Source organism: Streptomyces sp. NRRL WC-3605, assembly GCF_001509795.1.
Classification (GTDB): domain Bacteria; phylum Actinomycetota; class Actinomycetes; order Streptomycetales; family Streptomycetaceae; genus Streptomyces; species Streptomyces viridochromogenes.
In genome coordinates, this window is sequence record NZ_LLZN01000086.1 from 13,501 (window position 1) to 32,462 (window position 18,962).

Annotated in this window: 20 protein-coding genes, 5 tRNA genes and 1 pseudogene; 6 read left to right on the top strand and 20 right to left on the bottom strand. The window is 71.3% G+C overall.

What is annotated here, in order from left to right; translation table 11 throughout:
- Positions 1 to 12: 12 nt before the first annotated feature.
- Complete coding sequence (locus ADL34_RS28185; protein WP_062666648.1) at positions 13 to 1,680, bottom strand: DAK2 domain-containing protein; 1,668 nt, start codon at positions 1,678 to 1,680, stop codon at positions 13 to 15.
- A gap of 255 nt (positions 1,681 to 1,935) precedes the next feature.
- Here ADL34_RS28185 and rpmB point away from each other — a divergent pair, with 255 nt between their 5' ends.
- Entirely contained in the window at positions 1,936 to 2,121 is a 186-nt protein-coding gene (gene rpmB / locus ADL34_RS28190) for a 50S ribosomal protein L28 (protein ID WP_004924906.1), read from the top strand.
- 158 nt (positions 2,122 to 2,279) lie between these two features.
- Here rpmB and thiD read toward each other — a convergent pair whose 3' ends face one another.
- Positions 2,280 to 3,062, bottom strand: a complete 783-nt coding sequence (gene thiD / locus ADL34_RS28195) for a bifunctional hydroxymethylpyrimidine kinase/phosphomethylpyrimidine kinase (protein WP_062666647.1) — start codon at positions 3,060 to 3,062, stop codon at positions 2,280 to 2,282.
- Complete coding sequence (locus tag ADL34_RS28200; protein ID WP_062666645.1) at positions 3,059 to 4,027, bottom strand: thiamine-phosphate kinase; 969 nt, start codon at positions 4,025 to 4,027, stop codon at positions 3,059 to 3,061. Before ADL34_RS28200 ends, thiD begins: the two co-directional genes overlap by 4 nt.
- A gap of 206 nt (positions 4,028 to 4,233) precedes the next feature.
- Between ADL34_RS28200 and ADL34_RS28205 the strand changes: the two genes are divergently transcribed.
- Positions 4,234 to 4,467, top strand: a complete 234-nt coding sequence (locus ADL34_RS28205) for an Lrp/AsnC family transcriptional regulator (protein WP_055623321.1) — start codon at positions 4,234 to 4,236, stop codon at positions 4,465 to 4,467.
- Positions 4,468 to 4,487: 20 nt separating this feature from the next.
- The gene (locus ADL34_RS28210; RefSeq protein ID WP_062666643.1) at positions 4,488 to 4,997 is read left to right on the top strand and encodes a DUF3515 domain-containing protein; all 510 of its coding nucleotides are present in this window, start codon (positions 4,488 to 4,490) and stop codon (positions 4,995 to 4,997) included.
- 19 nt (positions 4,998 to 5,016) lie between these two features.
- Here ADL34_RS28210 and ADL34_RS28215 read toward each other — a convergent pair whose 3' ends face one another.
- The 3 genes from ADL34_RS28215 to ADL34_RS28225 form a co-directional block, all read right to left on the bottom strand.
- Positions 5,017 to 6,174, bottom strand: coding sequence for a D-alanine--D-alanine ligase family protein (locus ADL34_RS28215; protein WP_062666641.1), 1,158 nt, complete (start codon positions 6,172 to 6,174; stop codon positions 5,017 to 5,019).
- Positions 6,175 to 6,289: 115 nt separating this feature from the next.
- Positions 6,290 to 7,300: an NAD(P)H-dependent glycerol-3-phosphate dehydrogenase gene (locus ADL34_RS28220; protein ID WP_062666639.1), complete on the bottom strand. Its 1,011-nt coding sequence runs from the start codon at positions 7,298 to 7,300 to the stop codon at positions 6,290 to 6,292.
- Positions 7,297 to 8,085 (bottom strand): lysophospholipid acyltransferase family protein, encoded by a 789-nt coding sequence (locus ADL34_RS28225; protein WP_062666637.1) that lies wholly within the window; start codon positions 8,083 to 8,085, stop codon positions 7,297 to 7,299. The genes ADL34_RS28220 and ADL34_RS28225 overlap by 4 nt, the downstream gene beginning before the upstream one ends.
- 212 nt (positions 8,086 to 8,297) lie before the next feature.
- Here ADL34_RS28225 and cofC point away from each other — a divergent pair, with 212 nt between their 5' ends.
- Both cofC and ADL34_RS28235 read left to right on the top strand, forming a co-directional pair.
- Complete coding sequence (cofC, locus tag ADL34_RS28230) at positions 8,298 to 8,936, top strand: 2-phospho-L-lactate guanylyltransferase (RefSeq protein WP_062666635.1); 639 nt, start codon at positions 8,298 to 8,300, stop codon at positions 8,934 to 8,936.
- A gap of 70 nt (positions 8,937 to 9,006) precedes the next feature.
- Positions 9,007 to 9,210 carry a hypothetical protein gene (locus ADL34_RS28235; protein ID WP_055623327.1) on the top strand — a complete coding sequence of 68 codons (204 nt, stop codon included), beginning with the start codon at positions 9,007 to 9,009 and terminating at the stop codon, positions 9,208 to 9,210.
- Between the two features lie 70 nt (positions 9,211 to 9,280).
- Here ADL34_RS28235 and ADL34_RS28240 read toward each other — a convergent pair whose 3' ends face one another.
- The 4 genes from ADL34_RS28240 to leuC form a co-directional block, all read right to left on the bottom strand.
- A complete protein-coding gene (locus ADL34_RS28240; RefSeq protein WP_062666633.1) occupies positions 9,281 to 9,934 on the bottom strand; it encodes an HU family DNA-binding protein in 654 nt (217 codons plus the stop codon).
- A 139-nt stretch (positions 9,935 to 10,073) separates the two neighbouring features.
- Entirely contained in the window at positions 10,074 to 10,304 is a 231-nt protein-coding gene (locus ADL34_RS28245; RefSeq protein ID WP_062666631.1) for a hypothetical protein, read from the bottom strand.
- 263 nt (positions 10,305 to 10,567) lie between these two features.
- Entirely contained in the window at positions 10,568 to 11,161 is a 594-nt protein-coding gene (leuD, locus tag ADL34_RS28250) for a 3-isopropylmalate dehydratase small subunit (RefSeq protein ID WP_062666629.1), read from the bottom strand.
- A gap of 6 nt (positions 11,162 to 11,167) precedes the next feature.
- Positions 11,168 to 12,598 carry a 3-isopropylmalate dehydratase large subunit gene (leuC, locus tag ADL34_RS28255; protein WP_062666627.1) on the bottom strand — a complete coding sequence of 477 codons (1,431 nt, stop codon included), beginning with the start codon at positions 12,596 to 12,598 and terminating at the stop codon, positions 11,168 to 11,170.
- A 203-nt stretch (positions 12,599 to 12,801) separates the two neighbouring features.
- Here leuC and ndgR point away from each other — a divergent pair, with 203 nt between their 5' ends.
- The gene (ndgR, locus tag ADL34_RS28260; protein ID WP_055623332.1) at positions 12,802 to 13,518 is read left to right on the top strand and encodes an IclR family transcriptional regulator NdgR; all 717 of its coding nucleotides are present in this window, start codon (positions 12,802 to 12,804) and stop codon (positions 13,516 to 13,518) included.
- A 281-nt stretch (positions 13,519 to 13,799) separates the two neighbouring features.
- On the opposite strand, the gene ADL34_RS28265 is transcribed toward ndgR, so the two are convergent.
- From ADL34_RS28265 to ADL34_RS28310, 10 genes and pseudogenes are all read right to left on the bottom strand, one after another.
- Positions 13,800 to 13,872: transfer RNA gene (locus ADL34_RS28265), tRNA-Glu, on the bottom strand.
- 28 nt (positions 13,873 to 13,900) lie between these two features.
- Positions 13,901 to 13,972, bottom strand: a tRNA-Gln gene (locus tag ADL34_RS28270).
- Positions 13,973 to 13,992: 20 nt separating this feature from the next.
- Positions 13,993 to 14,065: transfer RNA gene (locus ADL34_RS28275), tRNA-Glu, on the bottom strand.
- A 62-nt stretch (positions 14,066 to 14,127) separates the two neighbouring features.
- Positions 14,128 to 14,200: transfer RNA gene (locus ADL34_RS28280), tRNA-Glu, on the bottom strand.
- A gap of 40 nt (positions 14,201 to 14,240) precedes the next feature.
- Positions 14,241 to 14,312 (bottom strand) — tRNA-Gln (locus ADL34_RS28285).
- Between the two features lie 91 nt (positions 14,313 to 14,403).
- Positions 14,404 to 15,229 (bottom strand): annotated as a pseudogene (locus ADL34_RS28290) (HAD family hydrolase).
- A 71-nt stretch (positions 15,230 to 15,300) separates the two neighbouring features.
- Positions 15,301 to 15,975 carry a DUF4241 domain-containing protein gene (locus tag ADL34_RS28295; RefSeq protein WP_062666625.1) on the bottom strand — a complete coding sequence of 225 codons (675 nt, stop codon included), beginning with the start codon at positions 15,973 to 15,975 and terminating at the stop codon, positions 15,301 to 15,303.
- A gap of 125 nt (positions 15,976 to 16,100) precedes the next feature.
- A complete protein-coding gene (gene gltX / locus ADL34_RS28300; RefSeq protein ID WP_079034078.1) occupies positions 16,101 to 17,588 on the bottom strand; it encodes a glutamate--tRNA ligase in 1,488 nt (495 codons plus the stop codon).
- Positions 17,581 to 18,366, bottom strand: a complete 786-nt coding sequence (locus ADL34_RS28305; RefSeq protein ID WP_062666621.1) for a fumarylacetoacetate hydrolase family protein — start codon at positions 18,364 to 18,366, stop codon at positions 17,581 to 17,583. The genes gltX and ADL34_RS28305 overlap by 8 nt, the downstream gene beginning before the upstream one ends.
- A 165-nt stretch (positions 18,367 to 18,531) precedes the next feature.
- On the bottom strand, positions 18,532 to 18,702 hold the full coding sequence (locus ADL34_RS28310) for a hypothetical protein (RefSeq protein ID WP_179199268.1): 171 nt from the start codon (positions 18,700 to 18,702) through the stop codon (positions 18,532 to 18,534).
- Positions 18,703 to 18,962: the final 260 nt, after the last annotated feature.

Genomic DNA, 18,962 nt, shown 5'->3' on the forward strand with positions numbered 1-18,962 from the left:
GGGGGGCCTGGGTCACTCCACGCCGATGAGCAGCAGCGCTCCCTGGCGTCCGCCCCGGTACATCACCGTGTCGACGGCGAGGTACGTCTCCCGTACGCGGGTCTCGAGGTGGCCGGCGATCGTCTCGGGGGCGTCGTCGCCGAGGACGAGGGTGACGAGTTCGCCGCCGGCGGCGAGCATGCGGTCGAGGACGGTCTCCGCGACGGCGGTGACGTCGGCGCCGATCACGGCCACGTCGCCGTCGATGAGGCCGAGGACGTCCCCGGCCTGGCAGATGCCGGCCGAGGTCCAGGACCGGTGCTCGGCGACGGCGACCTCGGCGTGCCGGGTGGCGCCGGCCGCGGAGGTCATCGACACCACGTCCTCGTCGAAGCGCCGCTCGGGCTCGTGCACGGCGAGCGCCGCGATGCCCTGGACGGCTGAGCGGGTGGGGATGAGGGCCACGCGGATGCCCTCGGCACGGGCCTGCTCGGCGGCCGCGGCGGCGGTGTGCCGCAGGTCGGCGTCGTTGGGGAGCAGCACGACCTCGCGCGCGTGGGCCCGCCGTACGGCCTGCACGAGCTCCCCGCTGGCCGGGGGCTCCCCGGGGCGGGCCAGCACCGTGGTCGCGCCGGCCTCGCCGTACAGCCCGGCCAGGCCCTCGCCGGGTACGACGGCCACGACGGCCCGCTGGACCCGTTCGCGGGGCGTGCGCTCGCCGGTGCTGTGCGCGGCCCCGGCGCCGAAGTGGGTGATCCGGATCCGGTACGGCCGTCCGGCCTCGACCCCGGCCTCCACGGCGGCGCCCGCGTCGTCCACATGGACGTGGACGTTCCACAGGCCGTCCCCGCCGACGACCACGAGGGAGTCGCCTAGCGCGTCGAGGCGGTCCCGCAGCCGGGCCACGGCCGCGTCCTCGGCCTCCAGCAGGTAGATGACCTCGAAGGCGGGCCCGCCCTCGCCTGGGTCGTCGGCACAGTCCTCGGCCCCGGCCGGATCGTCCTCCGTGCCGGCACGCACGCGCGTAACCGCCCCGGCGACCACGGGGGCCGCCTCCCCGGTGAACGTCTCGACCAGTGCGCCCAGGACCGCGACCAGGCCGCGCCCTCCTGCGTCGACCACCCCGGCGCGCTCCAGCACGGCCAGCTGCCCGGGGGTCGCGGCCAGCGCCGCGCGCGCCCCGTCGAAGGCGGCCCGGGCGATCGCCCCGCAGTCGTCGCCGGTGGCCGCGCCGGCCGCGTCGGCGGCCGCCGAGGCCACGGTGAGGACGGTGCCCTCCACGGGGTGGGCGACGGCCTGGCGGGCCGAGTCCGCCGCGGTCCGCAGCGCCAGCCGCAGTCCGGTTCCGTCGGTGTGGGCCGTCTCCCGCTCGGCGGCGAGCACCTGGGCCATGCCCCGCAGCAGCTGGGCGAGGATCGTCCCGGAGTTGCCGCGCGCCCCGATCAGGGCGCCGTGCGCCATGGCGCGGACGGCGTCGGCGAGTGTGGGCTTGCCCACGTCGTAGGCGGTGAAGACGGCCTCCACGGCCGCGGCCGCGGACTCCACGGTCAGGTACAGGTTCGTCCCGGTGTCCCCGTCGGCCACGGGGTAGACGTTGATCGCGTCGATCTCCTCGCGCGCCCGGCCCAGCGATTCCAGCGCGAGGCCGCACCAGGTACGCACCGCGAGAGCATCGAAGAATGTCTGCGGCACCTGCGCCACCTGCGCCTCCTCGGACTGCTGGACGTGGGACGCAGCGTAGACCCAGGGCCGGGGACCGCCGGAGGTGGGCCGGGACCGCCCCCCGGGCAGCCATGGTAGTTTCGTTGTACTGGCGCAGCCGTTGTATGCTGCTCCGGTTGCCCGATCCAATCGGGCCATTCCCCTGGCAACGCCACTCAGATCTCTGATCCTACGATCTCGATCCCGGCCTGCCGGGATCAACCGTAAGTGCATCTGAAGTCTTTGGAGTGACCCGTGGCTGCCAACTGCGACGTCTGCGGCAAGGGGCCGGGCTTCGGCAACAACATCTCGCACTCGCACCGCCGTACGCCCCGTCGCTGGAACCCGAACATCCAGCGCGTGCGTACCGTGGTCGGCGGGACGCCGAAGCGCGTGAACGCCTGCACCTCGTGCATCAAGGCCGGCAAGGTCTCGCGCTGACGCCCACAGCTGAGCGCGCGGCCACTGCTGGTTCGCTGCAAACAGCCGGTCCACCCTCGGGTGGGCCGGCTTTTCGCTGTGCCCGATCGACAAGCTGTGCCCGATCGACAAGCTGTGCCCGATCGACAAGCTGCCCCTGATCGAGGACGGGCCCCGGCCTAGCCGAAGACCCAGCCGTGGTGCACGGGCCCGATCCCGGCGCCGAGGGCGAACCCGGCGGCGATCGCCCCGGTGACGTACTCCTTGGCGGCCGTGACCGCCTCCGGCACGGACTGCCCCTTGGCGAGCTGCGAGGCGATCGCGGAGGCGAGGGTGCAGCCGGTGCCGTGGGTGTGCCGGTTGTCGTGGCGGGGGGCGCGCAGCCAGTGCTCCTCCGAGCCGTCCGTGAGCAGGTCCACTGCGTCGCCCGCGAGATGGCCGCCCTTCACGACGACCCAGCGGGGCCCGTACGCCAGCACGGCCTCCGCCGCCCGCCTCAGGTCGTCCTCCGACTCGACGCGCACCCCGGTGAGGTGCGCGACCTCGTCGAGGTTGGGGGTGGCCACCGTCGCCACCGGCAGCAGCGCGGTGCGGACGGAGTCGAGCGCGGACGGGGCGAGCAGCGGGTCCCCGTGCTTGGACACCCCGACCGGGTCGACCACGGCCGGCGCGTCCGTCTCCCCGATCAATTCGGCGACCGCGTGGACGAGTTCGACCGAGGACAGCATCCCCGTCTTCACGGCCCGCACGCCGATGTCGTCGACGACGCTGCGGTACTGGGCGCGGACCGCCTCGACCGGCAGTTCCCAGGCGCCCTGGACGCCGAGCGAGTTCTGCGCGGTGACCGCGGTGATCACGCTCATGCCGTGCACGCCCAGCGCCAGCATCGTCTTCAGGTCGGCCTGGATGCCGGCCCCGCCGCCGGAGTCGGACCCGGCCACCGTGAGCACACCCGGTATCACGACTCGATGTCCCCTCCGAAGTGGTCCCAGCCGCCCTTGCGGGTCCAGGGCGCCCCGTCGACCGTGACCTGCGGGAGCGCCGACGGGTTGAGGACCTCCCCGATGACCTTCCAGCGGGCCGGGAGCTTCACGTCGGGCGGGAAGGTCGCCACGATCGCGTGGTCCTCTCCCCCGGTCAGCACCCACTGCATGGGGTCGACTCCGACGGCCTGCCCGATGTCGTTCATCTGGGTGGGGATGTCGATGGCGCCGGAGCGGATGTCGATGCGCACCTTGCTGGCCTCGGCGATGTGCCCGAGGTCGGCGATCAGGCCGTCGCTGACGTCGCACATGGCGGTCGCGCCGAGTCCGGCCGCGGCCGGACCCGCGTGGTAGGGCGGCTCGGGGCGCCGGTGCGCCTCCACGAAGGCGCGGGGCGAGCGGAAGCCCCGGGAGAGGACGGCGTATCCGGCGGCGGACCAGCCCAGCCAGCCGGTGACGGCGACGAGGTCGCCGGGCTGGGCGCCGGCGCGGGTGACGGGCTCCTGGTTGCGCAGATCGCCGAGGGCGGTGATGGACACCGTGATGGAGTCGCCGCGCACGACGTCGCCGCCGACCACCGAGGCGCCCGCGACCTGGCACTCGTCGCGCAGGCCGTCCATCAGCTCGCTCGCCCAGGTCACCGGGAGTTCGGCCGGCACGACCAGCCCGAGCAGCAGCGCGGTGGGCACCGCGCCCATGGCGGCGATGTCCGCGAGGTTCTGGGCGGCGGCCTTGCGGCCGACGTCGTAGGCGGTGGACCAGTCGCGGCGGAAGTGCCGCCCCTCGACGAGGATGTCGGTGCTGGCCACCACCCTGCGGTCGGGGGCGGCCACCACCGCGGCGTCGTCGCCCGGGCCGACCCGGACCGCCGGGGTGGTGGTGAGACGGGAGGTGAGCTCCCTGATGAGCCCGAACTCCCCTAGCTCACCAACAGTGCCCTTCATTGCCCTTACGCCCCTTCTGTCCCTGTTCGCACCCGGTCGCGCGTCTCTGCTGCCCTCGCTACGGTCGAGGTGCACGTCAACTTCTGCCGTGCGTGCACCCCGGCGCGCAAGCCCCGGCCCTCTCGGGTCTCCCCGCGGCGAGCGGCGACGCGATACCGTGGCGTTCCTTTTCCCCACATGATCCTCGTGGCCGCCCTGGAGGTTCCGTGGTACAGGCGTACATCCTGATCCAGACCGAGGTCGGCAAGGCGTCGACCGTCGCCGAGACGATCGGCAAGCTCCCTGGAGTCATCCAGGCCGAGGACGTGACGGGACCGTACGACGTCATCGTGCGCGCCCAGGCCGACACCGTCGACGACCTCGGCCGCATGGTGGTCGCCAAGGTCCAGCAAGTGGACGGCATCACCCGCACGCTGACCTGCCCCGTCGTCCATCTGTAGCCCCCGTCTACCCTTGGCCGGTGAACTCTTTCCGTCACCGGCGCGCTGTCGTCCTCGGGCTGCCCGCACTCGCCGTTCTCGTCACCGCCGCGGGCTGCTCCTCAGCAGACGGCGGTGCGTCGGCGGCGGTTCCCAGTCCCGGTGCGAAAGCCACGGAGCTGTGCCGGAACCTCGACAAGGCGCTGCCGGCCGAGGTGGACGGGGCGGACCGTGAGGATCCCTCGCCCGCGTCCGCGTTGACCGCGGGCTGGGGAGACCCGGCGATCATACTGCGGTGCGGTGTGGAACGGCCGCCCAAGATGCTGGACCCGAGGGTGGCCGAGGGCAGGGACCCCGACGCCGTGGCCGGCGGTGTGGAAGGCGTCCGCTGGCTGATGGAGAAGCGCGACGACGGGGGGTACCGGTTCACCTCGGCCCTGCGCAGGGCGTACGTCGAGGTGGACGTGCCCGGGGGCCGGGACAGTTCGGGCGTGCTGATCGACCTGGCCCCGGCCATCAAGAAGGCGATCCCCGAAGGGATCGCCGACTGAGCCCCCGCCCGGATGTCCGCTAGCGCAGTCCGGTGGAGCGCCGCAGGGCCGCCTTGATGAGCCGGTCGATCAGCTCCGGGTAGGCGACACCGCTGGCCTGCCACATCTGCGGGTACATCGAGATCGGCGTGAAGCCGGGCATCGTGTTGATCTCGTTGATCACGAACTCCCCGTCCTCGGTGAGGAAGAAGTCCGCCCGCACCAGGCCCTCGCACGAGGCCGCCTCGAACGCGTCCACCGCCAGGCGCTGCACCTCGGCCGTCTCCTCGGCCGTCAGCGGCGCCGGGACGATGCCGGGCGTCGAGTCGATGTACTTGGCCTCGAAGTCGTAGTACGCGTGGGCGTCCGGCGGCGGGATCTCGGCGGGGACGGAGGCCCGCGGGCCGTCCTCGAACTCCAGCACCCCGCACTCGATCTCCCGGCCGCGCAGGGCCGCCTCCACGAGGATCTTCGGGTCGTGCCGGCGCGCCTCGGCGATCGCCTCGTCCAGGCCGGACAGGTCGTCGACCTTGGTGATGCCGATGGAGGAGCCCGCGCGGGCGGGCTTCACGAACAGCGGCCAGCCGTGGTCGCCCGCGAGGTCGATGATCTTCTTGCGGGCGGCGGACTCGTCCTGCTCCCACTCACGCGGCCGGATCACCACGTACGGGCCCACCTTGAGCCCGAACGACGTGAACACCCGCTTCATGTACTCCTTGTCCTGGCCCACGGCCGAGGCGAGCACGCCCGAACCCACGTACGGCACACCGGAGAGCTCCAGCAGCCCCTGCAGGGTGCCGTCCTCTCCGTAGGGGCCGTGCAGCACCGGGAAGACGACGTCGATCTCGCCCAGCGCCTTGGGCACCGAACCGGGCTCGCTGTAGACGACTTCGCGGTTCGCCGGGTCGACGGGCAGCACCACACCGCCGTCGTGCGACTCGGCGAGCTGGTCGACGCTGGGCGTACTGCGATCGCTGATCGCCATGCGGTCCGGATCGTCGGCGGTGAGCACCCAGCGGCCGCTCTGCGTGATGCCGATCGGCAGGACGTCGTACGTGGTCCGGTCGATCGCGCGCAGCACGGCTCCCGCGGTGACCGCGGAGATCCCGTGCTCGGAGCTGCGTCCGCCGAAGACGACGGCCACCCGCGGCTTGCGCGCCGGCCGGTCGGGGCTCTGGGGGAGGTTCTCGGTGCTCATATCGCGATGAGAGTACCCGGTGGTACGGGGCCGAGTCAGCGTCCGTTGACGGGTGGCGGTTCGAGAGATGCCCCGAAAGGGTGCGCGGCGGCGCCGTGCTCCCGGCCCCGGCCGCTCAGCGCCGCTCCGGCTTCGCGCTGCGCGACATCAGCTCCTTCAGCGCGACGACGGGCGGCTTGCCCTCGTGCACGATGCCGACGACGGTCTCCGTGATCGGCATGTCCACCCCGTGCCTGCGGGCCAGATCCAGCACTGACTCGCAGGACTTGACGCCCTCGGCGGTCTGCTTGGTGACCGCGATGGTCTCCTGCAGGGTCATGCCCTTGCCGAGGTTGGTGCCGAAGGTGTGGTTGCGCGACAGCGGCGAGGAGCAGGTGGCCACCAGGTCGCCGAGGCCGGCGAGCCCGGAGAACGTCAGCGGGTCGGCGCCCAGCGCCATCCCGAGCCTGGTCGTCTCGGCGAGGCCGCGGGTGATGAGGGAGCCCTTGGCGTTGTCGCCGAGACCCATGCCGTCCGCGATGCCGACGGCGAGGCCGATGACGTTCTTCACGGCGCCGCCCAGCTCGCACCCCACCACGTCGGTGTTGGTGTACGGCCGGAAGTACGGCGTGTGGGAGTGGGCCTGGAGCCGCTGGGCGACCGCCTCGTCGGTGCAGGCGACGACCGCTGCGGCCGGCATCCGCGCGGCGATCTCCCGCGCCAGGTTGGGTCCGGTGACCACGGCGATGCGGTCCGGGCCGACCTTGGCGACGTCCTCGATGACCTCGCTCATCCGCATCGCGGAGCCGAGTTCGACGCCCTTCATCAGGGAGACGAGGACGGTGCCCGGGGCGAGCAGCGGGGTCCAGTCGGCGAGGTTGGCGCGCAGGGTCTGCGAGGGGACGGCGAGGACGGTGAAGTCGGCGTCGCGGGTGGCCTCGGCGGCGTCCGTGGTGGCCCGCAGGTTGCGGGGCAGTTCGACGCCGGGGAGGTAGTCCGGGTTGGTCCGGGTGGAGTTGACCGCGTCGGCCAGGCCGGCGCGCCGGGCCCACAGGGTCACCTCGCAGCCGGCGTCGGCGAGGACCATGCCGAAGGCGGTGCCCCACGATCCCGTGCCCATGACGGCCGCCTTGACGGGCTTGCTCACGTGCCCTGCCCCTCCTCCTGCTCGGCCTGCTCCTCCCGGGGCCGCCGGCTCTGCGCGGTGGTCCTGCGGCGCTGCTCGATGCGCTCACGGCGCGGGTCGTAGGGCACGTCGGGCGCCTTCTCCCCGCGGATCTCCTCGAGGTGGCGGGTGATCGCGGCCATGATGACCTCGGTCGCCTCCTTCAGCAGCTCGGGAGTCATCTCCTGGTCGTAGAACGCCGAGAGGTCGACCGGAGGGCCGGCGAGCACGCGGTGCGTCTTGCGCGGGAACAGGTGCGGCTTCTTGGCGTACGGCGGCAGCAGCTCGTTGGCGCCCCACTGGGCGACCGGGATCACCGGGCATTTGGTCTGCAGGGCGACCCGCGCGGCACCGGTCTTGCCGGTCATGGGCCACAGGTCCGGGTCGCGAGTGAGGGTGCCCTCCGGGTAGAACGCCACGCACTCGCCGCGCTCGACCGCGTCGATCGCCGCTCGGAAGGCGCTCAGCGCGTCCGTGGTCTCCCGGTAGACAGGGATCTGCCCGGTACCGCGCATCGCGGCACCGACGAATCCCTTCTTGAAAAGGCCGCTCTTCGCCAGGAATCGCGGAACCCTGCCGGTGTTGTACTGAAAGTGCGCGTACGCGAAGGGATCGATGTGCGAATTGTGGTTCACCGCGGTGATAAATCCGCCCTCGGCCGGAATGTGCTCCATTCCACGCCAGTCCCGCTTGATCAGAACCACCAGCGGCGGTTTGCAGATCACCGCGGCGAAGCGGTACCAGAAGCCGATTCTGCGGCGGGGCACGCGGACACCTTCCTCTAGGAATCAAAGACATCGGGCCGGGGGGCCGCACAAGTGTCGCCCCAGGCCGCCGGTCTGTCGAGAACACTACGCCCGCCCGTTGCGCGCCCCCCACCCCTCCCGGGCCCTCCGTCCGCCGCCGGGGCCGCGGCCGCCGGACGCCCCCGGCGCCGGCTGCGCGACAATGACGGCGACGAGAGAGAGACGGAACGCCGGTGCAGTGGACCTTGGTCGTACCCCTGAAGCCCTTGGCACGGGCGAAGAGCAGGCTGTCGGACACCGCGGCCGGAGCACTGCGCCCGGAGCTCGCCCTCGCCTTCGCCCAGGACACCGTCGCGGCGGCGCTGGCCTGCTCGGCGGTGAAGGATGTGGCCGTCGTCACGGACGACGTGCGGGCGGGCCGCGAGCTGGCGCTGCTCGGCGCGCACATCGTCCCCGACGAACCGCGCGGCGGTCTCAACGCCGCACTGACGCACGCGGCCGCCGCCGTGCGCTCCTCCCGCCCCGAGGCGCCGGTGGCCGCGCTGAACGCCGACCTCCCCGCGCTGCGCCCGCTGGAATTGGCCCGGGTCCTGGACGCGGCGGCGGAATTCCCGCGCGCTTTTCTCGCCGACGCGGCGGGCACCGGTACGACGCTGCTGACGGCGGCGCCCGGAAACGCGCTGGGGCCTGAGTTCGGGGAGAACTCGCGCTCCCGGCACCACGCCTCCGGCGCACGGGAACTGCGCCTCCATGAGGTGGACTCCGTACGCCAGGACGTGGACACCGGCGCGGATCTGCGGGCCGCCCTGGCGCTGGGTGTGGGCCCGCGCACGGCCCAGGTGGCGGCCGGGCTGCTCACCGAGGGCGCGTAGGGTCCGGAGCGGCACCGTGCCGGGCGAACACCCCCTCGCGGCCCCCCGGCAGAGCGCATAGGCTGCGAACATGCAGGCCACCGCATACACCTACGACGCCGACACCCGCTCCGGCAGTGTGCTGCTGGACGACGGCACACCGGTCCCCTTCGACGCCCCGGCCTTCGACGCGGGCGGCCTGCGGCTGCTGCGGCCCGGACAGCGGGTCCGCATCGAGACGGAGGGCGACGGCGGTTCGCTGCGCGTGACGCTGGTGACGCTCCAGACCTTCTGACGGGGCCCGGAAACGCCGCGGGCCGGACTCCGTGCGGAGTCCGGCCCGGCGCGTGAGTGCCCCTGCGGTTCTACCTCTTGCGGGCGGTCGCCTTGGCGGTGGTCTTGCGAGCCGTCGACTTCTTGGCGGGCGCCTTCTTGGCGGTGGCCTTCTTCGCCGGGGCCTTCTTGGCCGCCGTCTTCTTCGCCGTCGCCGTGGTCTTCTTCGCCGTCGTCTTCTTGGCGGCGGCCGTCGTCGTCTTCTTCGCCGGCGTCTTCTTCGCGGCCGTCTTCTTCGCCGTCGCCGCGGTCTTCTTCGCCGTCGTCTTCTTGGCGGCGGCCGTGGTCTTCTTCGCGGCGGCCTTGGTGGTCTTCTTGGCGGCGGCCTTCTTGACCGTGGCCGAGGCGCCGCCGGTCAGGCTGCCCTTGGGCGCCTTCTTCACGGAGACCTCTCCGCCGCGCGGCAGCTTCTTCGAGCCGCTCACCAGGTCCTTGAAGCCCTGACCGGCGCGGAAGCGGGGAACCGAGGTCTTCTTGACCCGAACCCGCTCGCCCGTCTGAGGGTTGCGGGCGTACCGGGCCGGGCGGTCGACCTTCTCGAACGAACCGAAGCCGGTGACCGAGACCCGCTCCCCCGCCACGACGGCGCGGACGATGGCGTCCAGTACGTGGTCGACAGCATCGGCGGCCTGCTGGCGGCCGCCCATCTTGTCGGCAATCGCTTCTACGAGCTGCGCCTTGTTCACGTCTTCCCCTTCGGAGACATCGCCAGAACGAAAGTGTTCAAGCTTTTTCGCACGTTAGGCAGATATATACCGCAAATCAAACACGAAACGGGCTAATCACCCTTGTGCCGCAACAGACTCGACTGCCTCGAAGGTGTTCTCAGCGTTCCTCTTCGGGGAATCGCCCCGCGTCGAGGTCCGCGACGAACCGCTCCAGACGCCTTGCCGCTTCGGCGACGTCGTGCTTGGCCGCGGCCGTAATGACCAGCAGCTTCCGGGTCAGCGCCATCCGTACGCCCTCCGGGACTTGCAGTGCGCGCACAGTCGCGTGCGCTTCCTTGAGTTGGTCCGCGACCGCCGCATAGAGCTCGAGTTGGCCGTCGTGTTCCATGCACAGATTGTGCCATCTGGGGCGAGTTGTCGCCTGCCAGGGGTGCAACTCCGGCCTCAGTTGGCCTTCCGGGCACTTGCGGAAGCCGCGGTGACTCCCCTCGCGTACCCCCGCAACACCCGCCATAACGTGGGGTGTTGTGAGCGGCGCCGGGAACGCGCAGGGCCGTTCGGGTGCAGACATGGCAGTACCCCCGATCGGACCGATCGGGGGTACTGCGGGTGTGTTGGCGTGGCCGAAAGTCGCCTTGCGCGGCGTCCGGATCAGCCCTGGAGGGTGCGCGGCTTGAACGACGGCCGCTTCGCCTCGAAGGCCGCGATGTCGGCCTCGTTCTGCAGGGTGATCGAGATGTCGTCGAGGCCGTTCAGCAGCCGCCAGCGGGAGTTCTCGTCCAGCTCGAAGGAGGCGGTGATGCCCTCGGCGCGCACCTCGCGCGCCTCGAGGTCCACCGTGACCTCGGCCGTGGGGTCGCTCTCGGTGAGCTGCCACAGCGCGTCCACGATCTTCTGGTCCAGCACGACCGTGAGCAGGCCGTTCTTCAGCGAGTTGCCGCGGAAGATGTCGGCGAAGCGGGACGAGATCACGGCCTTGAAGCCGTAGTTCTGCAGCGCCCACACCGCGTGCTCACGGGAGGAGCCGGTGCCGAAGTCGGGGCCGGCGACCAGCACCGTGGCGCCTTCGCGCTCGGGGCGGTTGAGCACGAACTCCGGGTCCTTGCGCCAGGCCTCGAACAGCCCGTCCTCGAAGCCGTCCCTGGTCACCTTCTTGAGCCAGTGAGCAGGGATGATCTGGTCGGTGTCGACGTTCGAGCGGCGCAGCGGGACGGCCCGGCCGGTGTGCGTGGTGAATGCTTCCATGACTGATCAGACTCCAGCGGGCGTACGGGTCTCGGCGTCGGACAGGTCGGCCGGGGAGGCCAGGTGGCCCAGGACCGCGGTGGCCGCCGCGACCTGCGGAGACACCAGATGCGTACGACCGCCCTTGCCCTGCCGGCCCTCGAAGTTGCGGTTGGACGTGGACGCCGAGCGCTCGCCGGGGGCCAGCTGGTCGGGGTTCATGCCCAGGCACATCGAGCAGCCCGCGTGCCGCCACTCGGCGCCGGCCTCCTTGAAGACGACGTCCAGGCCCTCGGAGACGGCCTGCAGACCGACCCGCGCGGAGCCGGGGACGACCAGCATCCGTACGCCGTCGGCGACTTTGCGGCCCTTGACCAGCTCGGCGGCGGCGCGCAGGTCCTCGATGCGGCCGTTGGTGCACGAGCCTACGAAGACGGTGTCCACCTTGATGGAGCGCAGCGACTGGCCGGCCTCCAACCCCATGTACTCCAGGGCCTTTTCGGCGGCCAGGCGCTCCGAAGCGTCTTCGTACGAAGCCGGGTCGGGGACGGACGCCGAAAGCGGCGCGCCCTGCCCCGGGTTGGTGCCCCAGGTGACGAACGGCGACAGCTCGGAGGCGTCGATGACCACCTCGGCGTCGAACTCGGCGTCGTCGTCCGTCCTCAGCGTCTTCCAGTAGGCGACGGCCGCGTCCCAGTCCTCGCCCTTCGGCGCGTGCGGACGGCCCTCGAGGTAATCGAAGGTGGTCTGGTCGGGAGCGATCATGCCCGCGCGGGCACCGGCCTCGATCGACATGTTGCAGATGGTCATGCGGGCCTCCATCGAGAGCTTCTCGATGGCGGAGCCGCGGTACTCCAGGACGTAGCCCTGGCCGCCGCCAGTGCCGATCCGGGCGATGATCGCCAGGATCAGGTCCTTGGCGGTGACGCCCTCGGGCAGCTCGCCGTCGACCGTGATGGCCATGGTCTTCGGGCGGGTCAGGGGCAGCGTCTGGGTGGCCAGCACGTGCTCCACCTGGGAGGTGCCGATGCCGAACGCCAGGCCGCCGAACGCGCCGTGCGTGGAGGTGTGCGAGTCGCCGCAGACCACCGTCATGCCCGGCTGGGTCAGGCCGAGCTGCGGGCCGACGACGTGGACGACGCCCTGCTCGACGTCGCCCAGCGGATGCAGCCGGACGCCGAACTCGGCGGCGTTCTTGCGCAGGGTCTCCAGCTGGACGCGGGAGACGGGGTCCGCGATGGGCTTGTCGATGTCGAGGGTCGGGGTGTTGTGGTCCTCGGTCGCGATGGTGAGGTCGAGCCGGCGCACCTGCCGGCCGCTCTTGCGCAGACCGTCGAAGGCCTGCGGGCTGGTCACCTCGTGCAGCAGGTGCAGATCGATGAAGAGGAGGTCGGGCTCGCCCTCGGCGCGCCGGACGACGTGGTCGTCCCAGACCTTCTCCGCGAGTGTCCTACCCATCGCTTTCCCTTCGGCCGGTCTACGGTCCACCGGCCCAACTAGAGATCTTGAGAAGGCGACCGCCGTCCGTGCCCCTGCTTCCGGACGTCCGCCGCCAGGCCCGTTCTGGTCCACGGGCCGCTGTGCCTTCGTGACATCCAGAGTGGCGTGTTCCACGAGAAATTGAACTTGCGTTTCACAGAGTGAGACGCGAGTATCGTTGCATGGACAACAGTAGCGGCGTCGGCGTCCTGGACAAGGCAGCCCTTGTCCTGAGCGCCCTGGAGTCCGGCCCGGCCACCCTCGCGGGACTTGTCTCGGCCACCGGACTCGCACGACCCACGGCCCATCGACTGGCCGTGGCATTGGAACACCACCGACTGGTGGCGCGCGACATGCAGGGCCGTTTCATTCTCGGCCCCCGCCTCGCGGAACTGGCCGCGGCGGCGGGTGAGGACCGTCTCCTCGCGACCGCCGGCCCGGTCCTCACACATCTGCGGGACGTCACGGGCGAGAGCGCCCAGCTCTACCGCCGCCAGGGCGACATGCGCATCTGCGTCGCCGCGGCGGAGCGCCTGTCCGGTCTGCGGGACACGGTCCCGGTCGGCTCGACGCTGACGATGAAGGCGGGTTCGTCCGCGCAGATCCTGATGGCCTGGGAGGAGCCGGAGCGGCTGCACCGGGGCCTGCAGGGCGCCCGTTTCACGGCCACCGCCCTCTCCGGCGTCCGGCGCCGCGGCTGGGCCCAGTCGATCGGCGAGCGCGAGCCGGGCGTCGCGTCCGTCTCCGCGCCGGTGCGCGGCCCGTCGAACCGCGTGGTGGCCGCCGTGTCGGTCTCCGGCCCCATCGAGCGCCTCACGCGCCACCCCGGCCGCATGCACGCCCAGGCGGTCATCGACGCCGCCTCCCGGCTGTCCGAGGCCCTGCGCCGCACGGGCTGACCGCCCCTCCCCCTCCCGACGGTCCACGCCGTCGGTCCGGGAGCCGCCCCAACGCCGCGGCGGCTCCCGGACCGACGGAACCTCTGGCGCTACGAGAACGCGCTCCCGTGGTGGCCCCACCGCGCCTCGGCCACGACTGGGACCCTCAACTGCCGCTGCCCTGCGCCCGGTTGTTGAGCCGATGCTCCAGGCCCCGCACCGGCCGGCCCAGCGGCGGTACGGCTTCGAGTGAGCGGGAACACGGCGAAGGCCCCCCGCCGAAGCGGAGGGCCTTCTCGCTGTACCCCCGACCGGATTCGAACCGGCGCTACCGCCTTGAGAGGGCGGCGTGCTAGGCCGCTACACAACGGGGGCGAGGATCGTACGTTTCCGCAGATCCGAGCTGGTCTACCTGGACTCGAACCAAGACTAACTGAACCAGAATCAGTCGTGCTGCCAATTACACCATAGACCAATGTGGTTTAGACCAGTTTGTACCCCCGACCGGATTCGAACCGGCGCTACCGCCTTGAGAGGGCGGCGTGCTAGGCCGCTACACAACGGGGGCCCTAGCGATCCTGCATCGAGGTCGGCGGGAGCTACCCGAACCGTCCTCGCGGGAAGGATCTGTACCCCCGACCGGATTCGAACCGGCGCTACTGCCTTGAGAGGGCAGCGTGCTAGGCCGCTACACAACGGGGGCTTTGCGGATTGGTCTCCGCGGCGCAGATGAGCTCTGCGAGCTGGCCTACCTGGACTCGAACCAAGACTAACTGAACCAGAATCAGTCGTGCTGCCAATTACACCATAGGCCACTGGAACGCAAGCCCCTGAGGGGATCTTGTTCTAGTTCGCTCCCCCGGTTCCCGGCCTTTCGGCCCGCTCCCCGGCGGCGCAGGAAGAACATTACCTGAACGTGGGCCGGGCTCCAAAACGGGTATCGGCGCCGAGCAGCGCCGGGAGTTCGGCGAGCGAGGCGATCCGGTGGGGGCCGGCGGCCGCGTCATCGGCGGTGTACACGCCGTGACGGTCGATCCAGACCGACAGCAGCCCGGCGTCGGCGGCGCCCCGCCCGTCGACGCCGTGACGGTCGATCCAGACCGACAGCAGCCCGGCGGTGACGGTCGATCCAGACCGACAGCAGCCCGGCGTCGGCGGCGCCCCGCCCGTCGATCAGCGGATGGTCGCCGACGTAGGCCACCTGGTCCGGGGCGAGCCGCAGGGCCGCGCAGGCGGCGTGGAAGGCACCGGCCTCCGGCTTGGACACGCCCAGCTCGGCGGCGCACAGGATGGCCTCGAAGCGGTCGTGGACGCCCAGCACCCGCAGTTTGCGGTCCTGGACGTGCAGGCTGGAGTTGGACAGGACGGCGTGCCGGTGGCTGGCCGCGAGGGCGTCCAGGACCGGCAGGACGTCCGGGAACAGCGCCCAGGCCGTCTCGTAGTGGGCGACGTACCGGTCGAACCAGGCGTCCGCCCCGGCGTCGCCCAGCTCCTCGCCGAGGAAGACCCGCACCCGGTCGCGGCGCTGCCCCTGGAAGGTCGCCTCGCCGGCCGCGTAGCGGGCCCACTGCGCCTCGGTGACCTCGCGCCAGAGCGCCAGGGCCCGCTCGGCGCTCCCGTACCGCTCGAGCAGCCCCTCGGCCGCCAGGTGGGCGCGCATCCCGGCTCGGTCGGCCGCGGTGTAGTCGAAGAGCGTGTCGTCCACGTCCCAGACCACCGCGCGAATGCCCATGATCCGACGGTAGCGCGCGCCTGCGCGGCCTGTCCGGGGATCGTGCCGCGCGGGCAGTCAGACCGGGCCGGTCAGACGGGGGCGCCGGCCTCGGCCGGGGCCACGAGGAAGTCGGTGACGAAGCAGGTGACCTCGCCGTCGGCGCCGCGGCCCGTCCAGGTCGGGTAGGCACCGTCGCCCCAGCCCGAGGTGAAGGCGGCCAGGGTGTGCCCGGTGCCGGGGGACCTGATCAGATGGGGTCCCCCGGACCAGTCGCTGTCCTCGAAGGCGTCCCACAGCGGCCCCTCGTCCTCCTGCGCCTCCGGGAAGCCCTGCTCGGCCGCGGCGTCGTAGAAGCAGCCGGTGCCGGCGTCGACGCCGTAGCCGTAGAACTCGTCGTCCCCGAGGTCGGCCGGGTCCTGGCCGGGGAGCAGGGCCAACTCCCACGTCACGGTGGGTTCGTCGCGGATGACCAGGCGGGCCGCCGCCACCCGGCGGTGCGGGTGGTCGGACGGGGCCTCGCCGGCGCGGGTGAGGGTGGCGACGGCGGCCTCGACGCGGTAGCGGCCGGGGGCGACGGTGACCGTGAAGGGCTCGATGTCGCCGGTGCCGAGGTAGACGAAGGGGTCGCAGGCGACGACCCGGCCGGTGGGCAGGTCCAGTTCGCCGCCGTCGGCCACGTGGGTCACGCCGGTCGTCCCGGAGGAGTGGCTGAACGTGCTGCCCGGCGTGAACAGCCAGGTGTAGTCGCGAGGGGACATCGGCATGGCGGCGCGCCTTCCTGATCAAGGACTCGGTGGGACGACCGTAGTGGGGCCCACTGACATCGCCGACGACGCAGGGGCGGCTCCCGCGCGATGCGGGTGCCGCCCCTCACGGGCACGCGTGCGGATCAGGCCGCGGACAGCTTCGCCAGCGCCGCGTCGATCCGGGCGAGCGTCCTCTCCTTGCCCAGGACCTCCAGGGACTCGAAGAGCGGCAGGCCGACCGTGCGGCCGGTGACGGCGACACGGACCGGGGCCTGCGCCTTGCCGAGCTTGAGGCCGTGGGCCTCGCCGGCGGCCAGGACGGCCTCCTTCAGCGACTCGGCGGAGGACCAGTCGGCGGCGTCCAGCTTCTCGCGGGCCGTGCGGAGCAGGGCGTCGCTGCCCTCCTTCATGGCCTTGGTCCAGGACGCCTCGTCGAAGACCGGCTCCGGCAGGAACAGGAAGTCGACGTTGTCGGTGATCTCGGACAGGACCTTGAGGCGGGTCTGCGCGTGCGGGGCGATCGCCTGCCACTTGGCCTCGTCGAACGCCTCCGGGGCCCACGGGGCGACGGGGGCCTGGAGCCACGGGCGGCAGCGCTCGGTGAAGTCCTTCACGTCGAGCAGGCGGATGTGGTCGGCGTTGATCGCCTCGCACTTCTTCAGGTCGAAGCGGGCCGGGTTCGGGTTGACGTCCTCGATCTCGAAGGCCGCGACCATCTCGTCGATGCCGAAGATGTCCTGGTCGGCGGAGAGCGACCAGCCGAGCAGCGACAGGTAGTTGAGCAGGCCCTCGGGCAGGAAGCCGCGCTCTCGGTAGAGGTTCAGCGAGGACTGCGGGTCGCGCTTGGAGAGCTTCTTGTTGCCCTCGCCCATCACGTACGGCAGGTGGCCGAAGGCCGGGGTCTGCTTGGCGATGCCCAGTTCGGCGAGCGCCTTGTAGAGGGCGATCTGGCGGGGCGTGGAGGAGAGCAGGTCCTCGCCGCGCAGGACGTGGGTGATCTCCATGAGCGCGTCGTCGACCGGGTTGACCAGCGTGTACAGCGGGGCGCCGTTGGCACGGACGATGCCGTAGTCCGGGACGTTCTCCGGGAGGTAGGTGATCTCGCCGCGGACCAGGTCCGTGAAGGTGATCGGCTCGTCGGGCATCCGGAAGCGGACGATCGGCGTGCGGCCCTGGGCCTTGTACTCCTCGACCTGGGCGCCGGTGAGGTCGCGGCAGTGCCCGTCGTAGCCGGACGGCTTGCCGGCGGCGCGGGCGGCCTCGCGGCGGGTGTCCAGCTCCTCCTGGGAGCAGTAGCAGTGGTAGGCGTGGCCGGCGTCCAGCAGCTTGGCGGCGACGTCCTTGTAGAGGTCCATCCGCTGCGACTGGCGGTACGGCGCGTGCGGGCCGCCGACCTCGGGGCCCTCGTCCCAGTCGAAGCCCAGCCAGCGCATGGCGTCCAGCAGCTGGTTGTAGGACTCCTCGGAGTCGCGGGCCGCGTCGGTGTCCTCGATACGGAAGACCAGCGTGCCCTGGTGGTGCTTGGCGAACGCCCAGTTGAACAGGGCGGTGCGGACCAGGCCCACGTGGGGGTTACCGGTGGGCGACGGGCAGAAACGGACGCGTACTGGGGAGCCTGATGCGCTAGCCACGCTTGACAACCTTGTTGGTGAGAGTGCCGATGCCTTCGATGGTGACGGCGACCTCGTCGCCGACGCTGAGGGGTCCGACGCCTGCCGGGGTGCCCGTGAGGATGACGTCGCCGGGGAGCAGCGTCATGGCCTCGGAGATGTTGACGACCAGGTCCTCGATGGAGTGGATCATCTCGCTGGTGCGGCCGAGCTGGCGCTGTTCGCCGTTGACCGTGAGCTGGATCGTCAGGTCGGACGCCGTCCCGATGTCCAGTCCGGTCTCGACCCAGGGGCCGAGCGGGCAGGAGCTGTCGAAGCCCTTGGCCCGCGCCCACTGCTTCTCGCGCTTCTGGACGTCCCGCGCGGTGATGTCGTTGGCGCAGGTGTAGCCGAAGATCACGTCCTTGACGCGCTCGCGCGGGACCTCCCGGCACAGCCGGCCGATGACGACGGCGAGTTCCGCCTCGTGGTGGAGGTCCTGGGTGAAGGACGGGTACTGGATCTCGTCGCCGGGACCGATCACCGAGGTGGACGGCTTGAAGAAGGCGAACGGGGCGTCGGGCACCTCGTTGCCGAGTTCACGGGCGTGCTCGGCGTAGTTGCGGCCGAAGGCCACGACCTTGTTGGGGAGGACCGGCGGCAGCAGCCTGACCTTGCTCAGCGGCACCTTCGTGCCGGAGAGCTCGAAGTCCGTGAACGGGATGCCCTTGATGATGTCGAGGACGTATTCGTCCGGCCTGTCGCCCTCGACCGCGCCGAAGGCGACGTTCCCGTCGATGGAGAATCTGGCGATGCGCACGGGATCCTGCGCCCCTCACTTGAAGCCGGCTGGAGTCTGACGCTCCAGGCTAGCGCGGTGAGGCGTCCGCGCCTCGCGCGAGCGGCGCGGACGCCTGGGCCGTCGTGACGGATAGCTCCGACGGGCGGTCGTCCCACGATGAACGACATGCCGCCCGTGTCCGTACTAACCGGCGACGGTGGTCGCGGGGAGTTCCTGGAGGATGGTGCGCTTGGGATTGGCGGTCTGAGCGGGGAGGTCGAGGGAGTGCTCCGGCTGCTCGGGGAGACGCAGTTCGCCGGCGCTGTCGAGGTGGGCCAGCTTCGTGCGCCGCGGGTTGGCTATGGTGTGGATCATCGTCGTCTTCACGGTCGTACTGAGTCCTGTCGTGACGAAGCGCCCGGATACGGGCCTCTCGGGGCCTGCGTCCGGACGCGAGTGGGCAGAAACATCCCTCTTGTAAAGCGTCAGGCTAAACATCCGCTTCCCGGAGAAGTCGTGAAGACCCCTTGATCTGGGTGTGAGTTTGCTCACGCCCCGATACCCAATCCGGGCAATTCAGGCCTGCCCTCCCAGGCGAGGAAACGGACAATCGCCCTCTGAACCCATCATTCCGC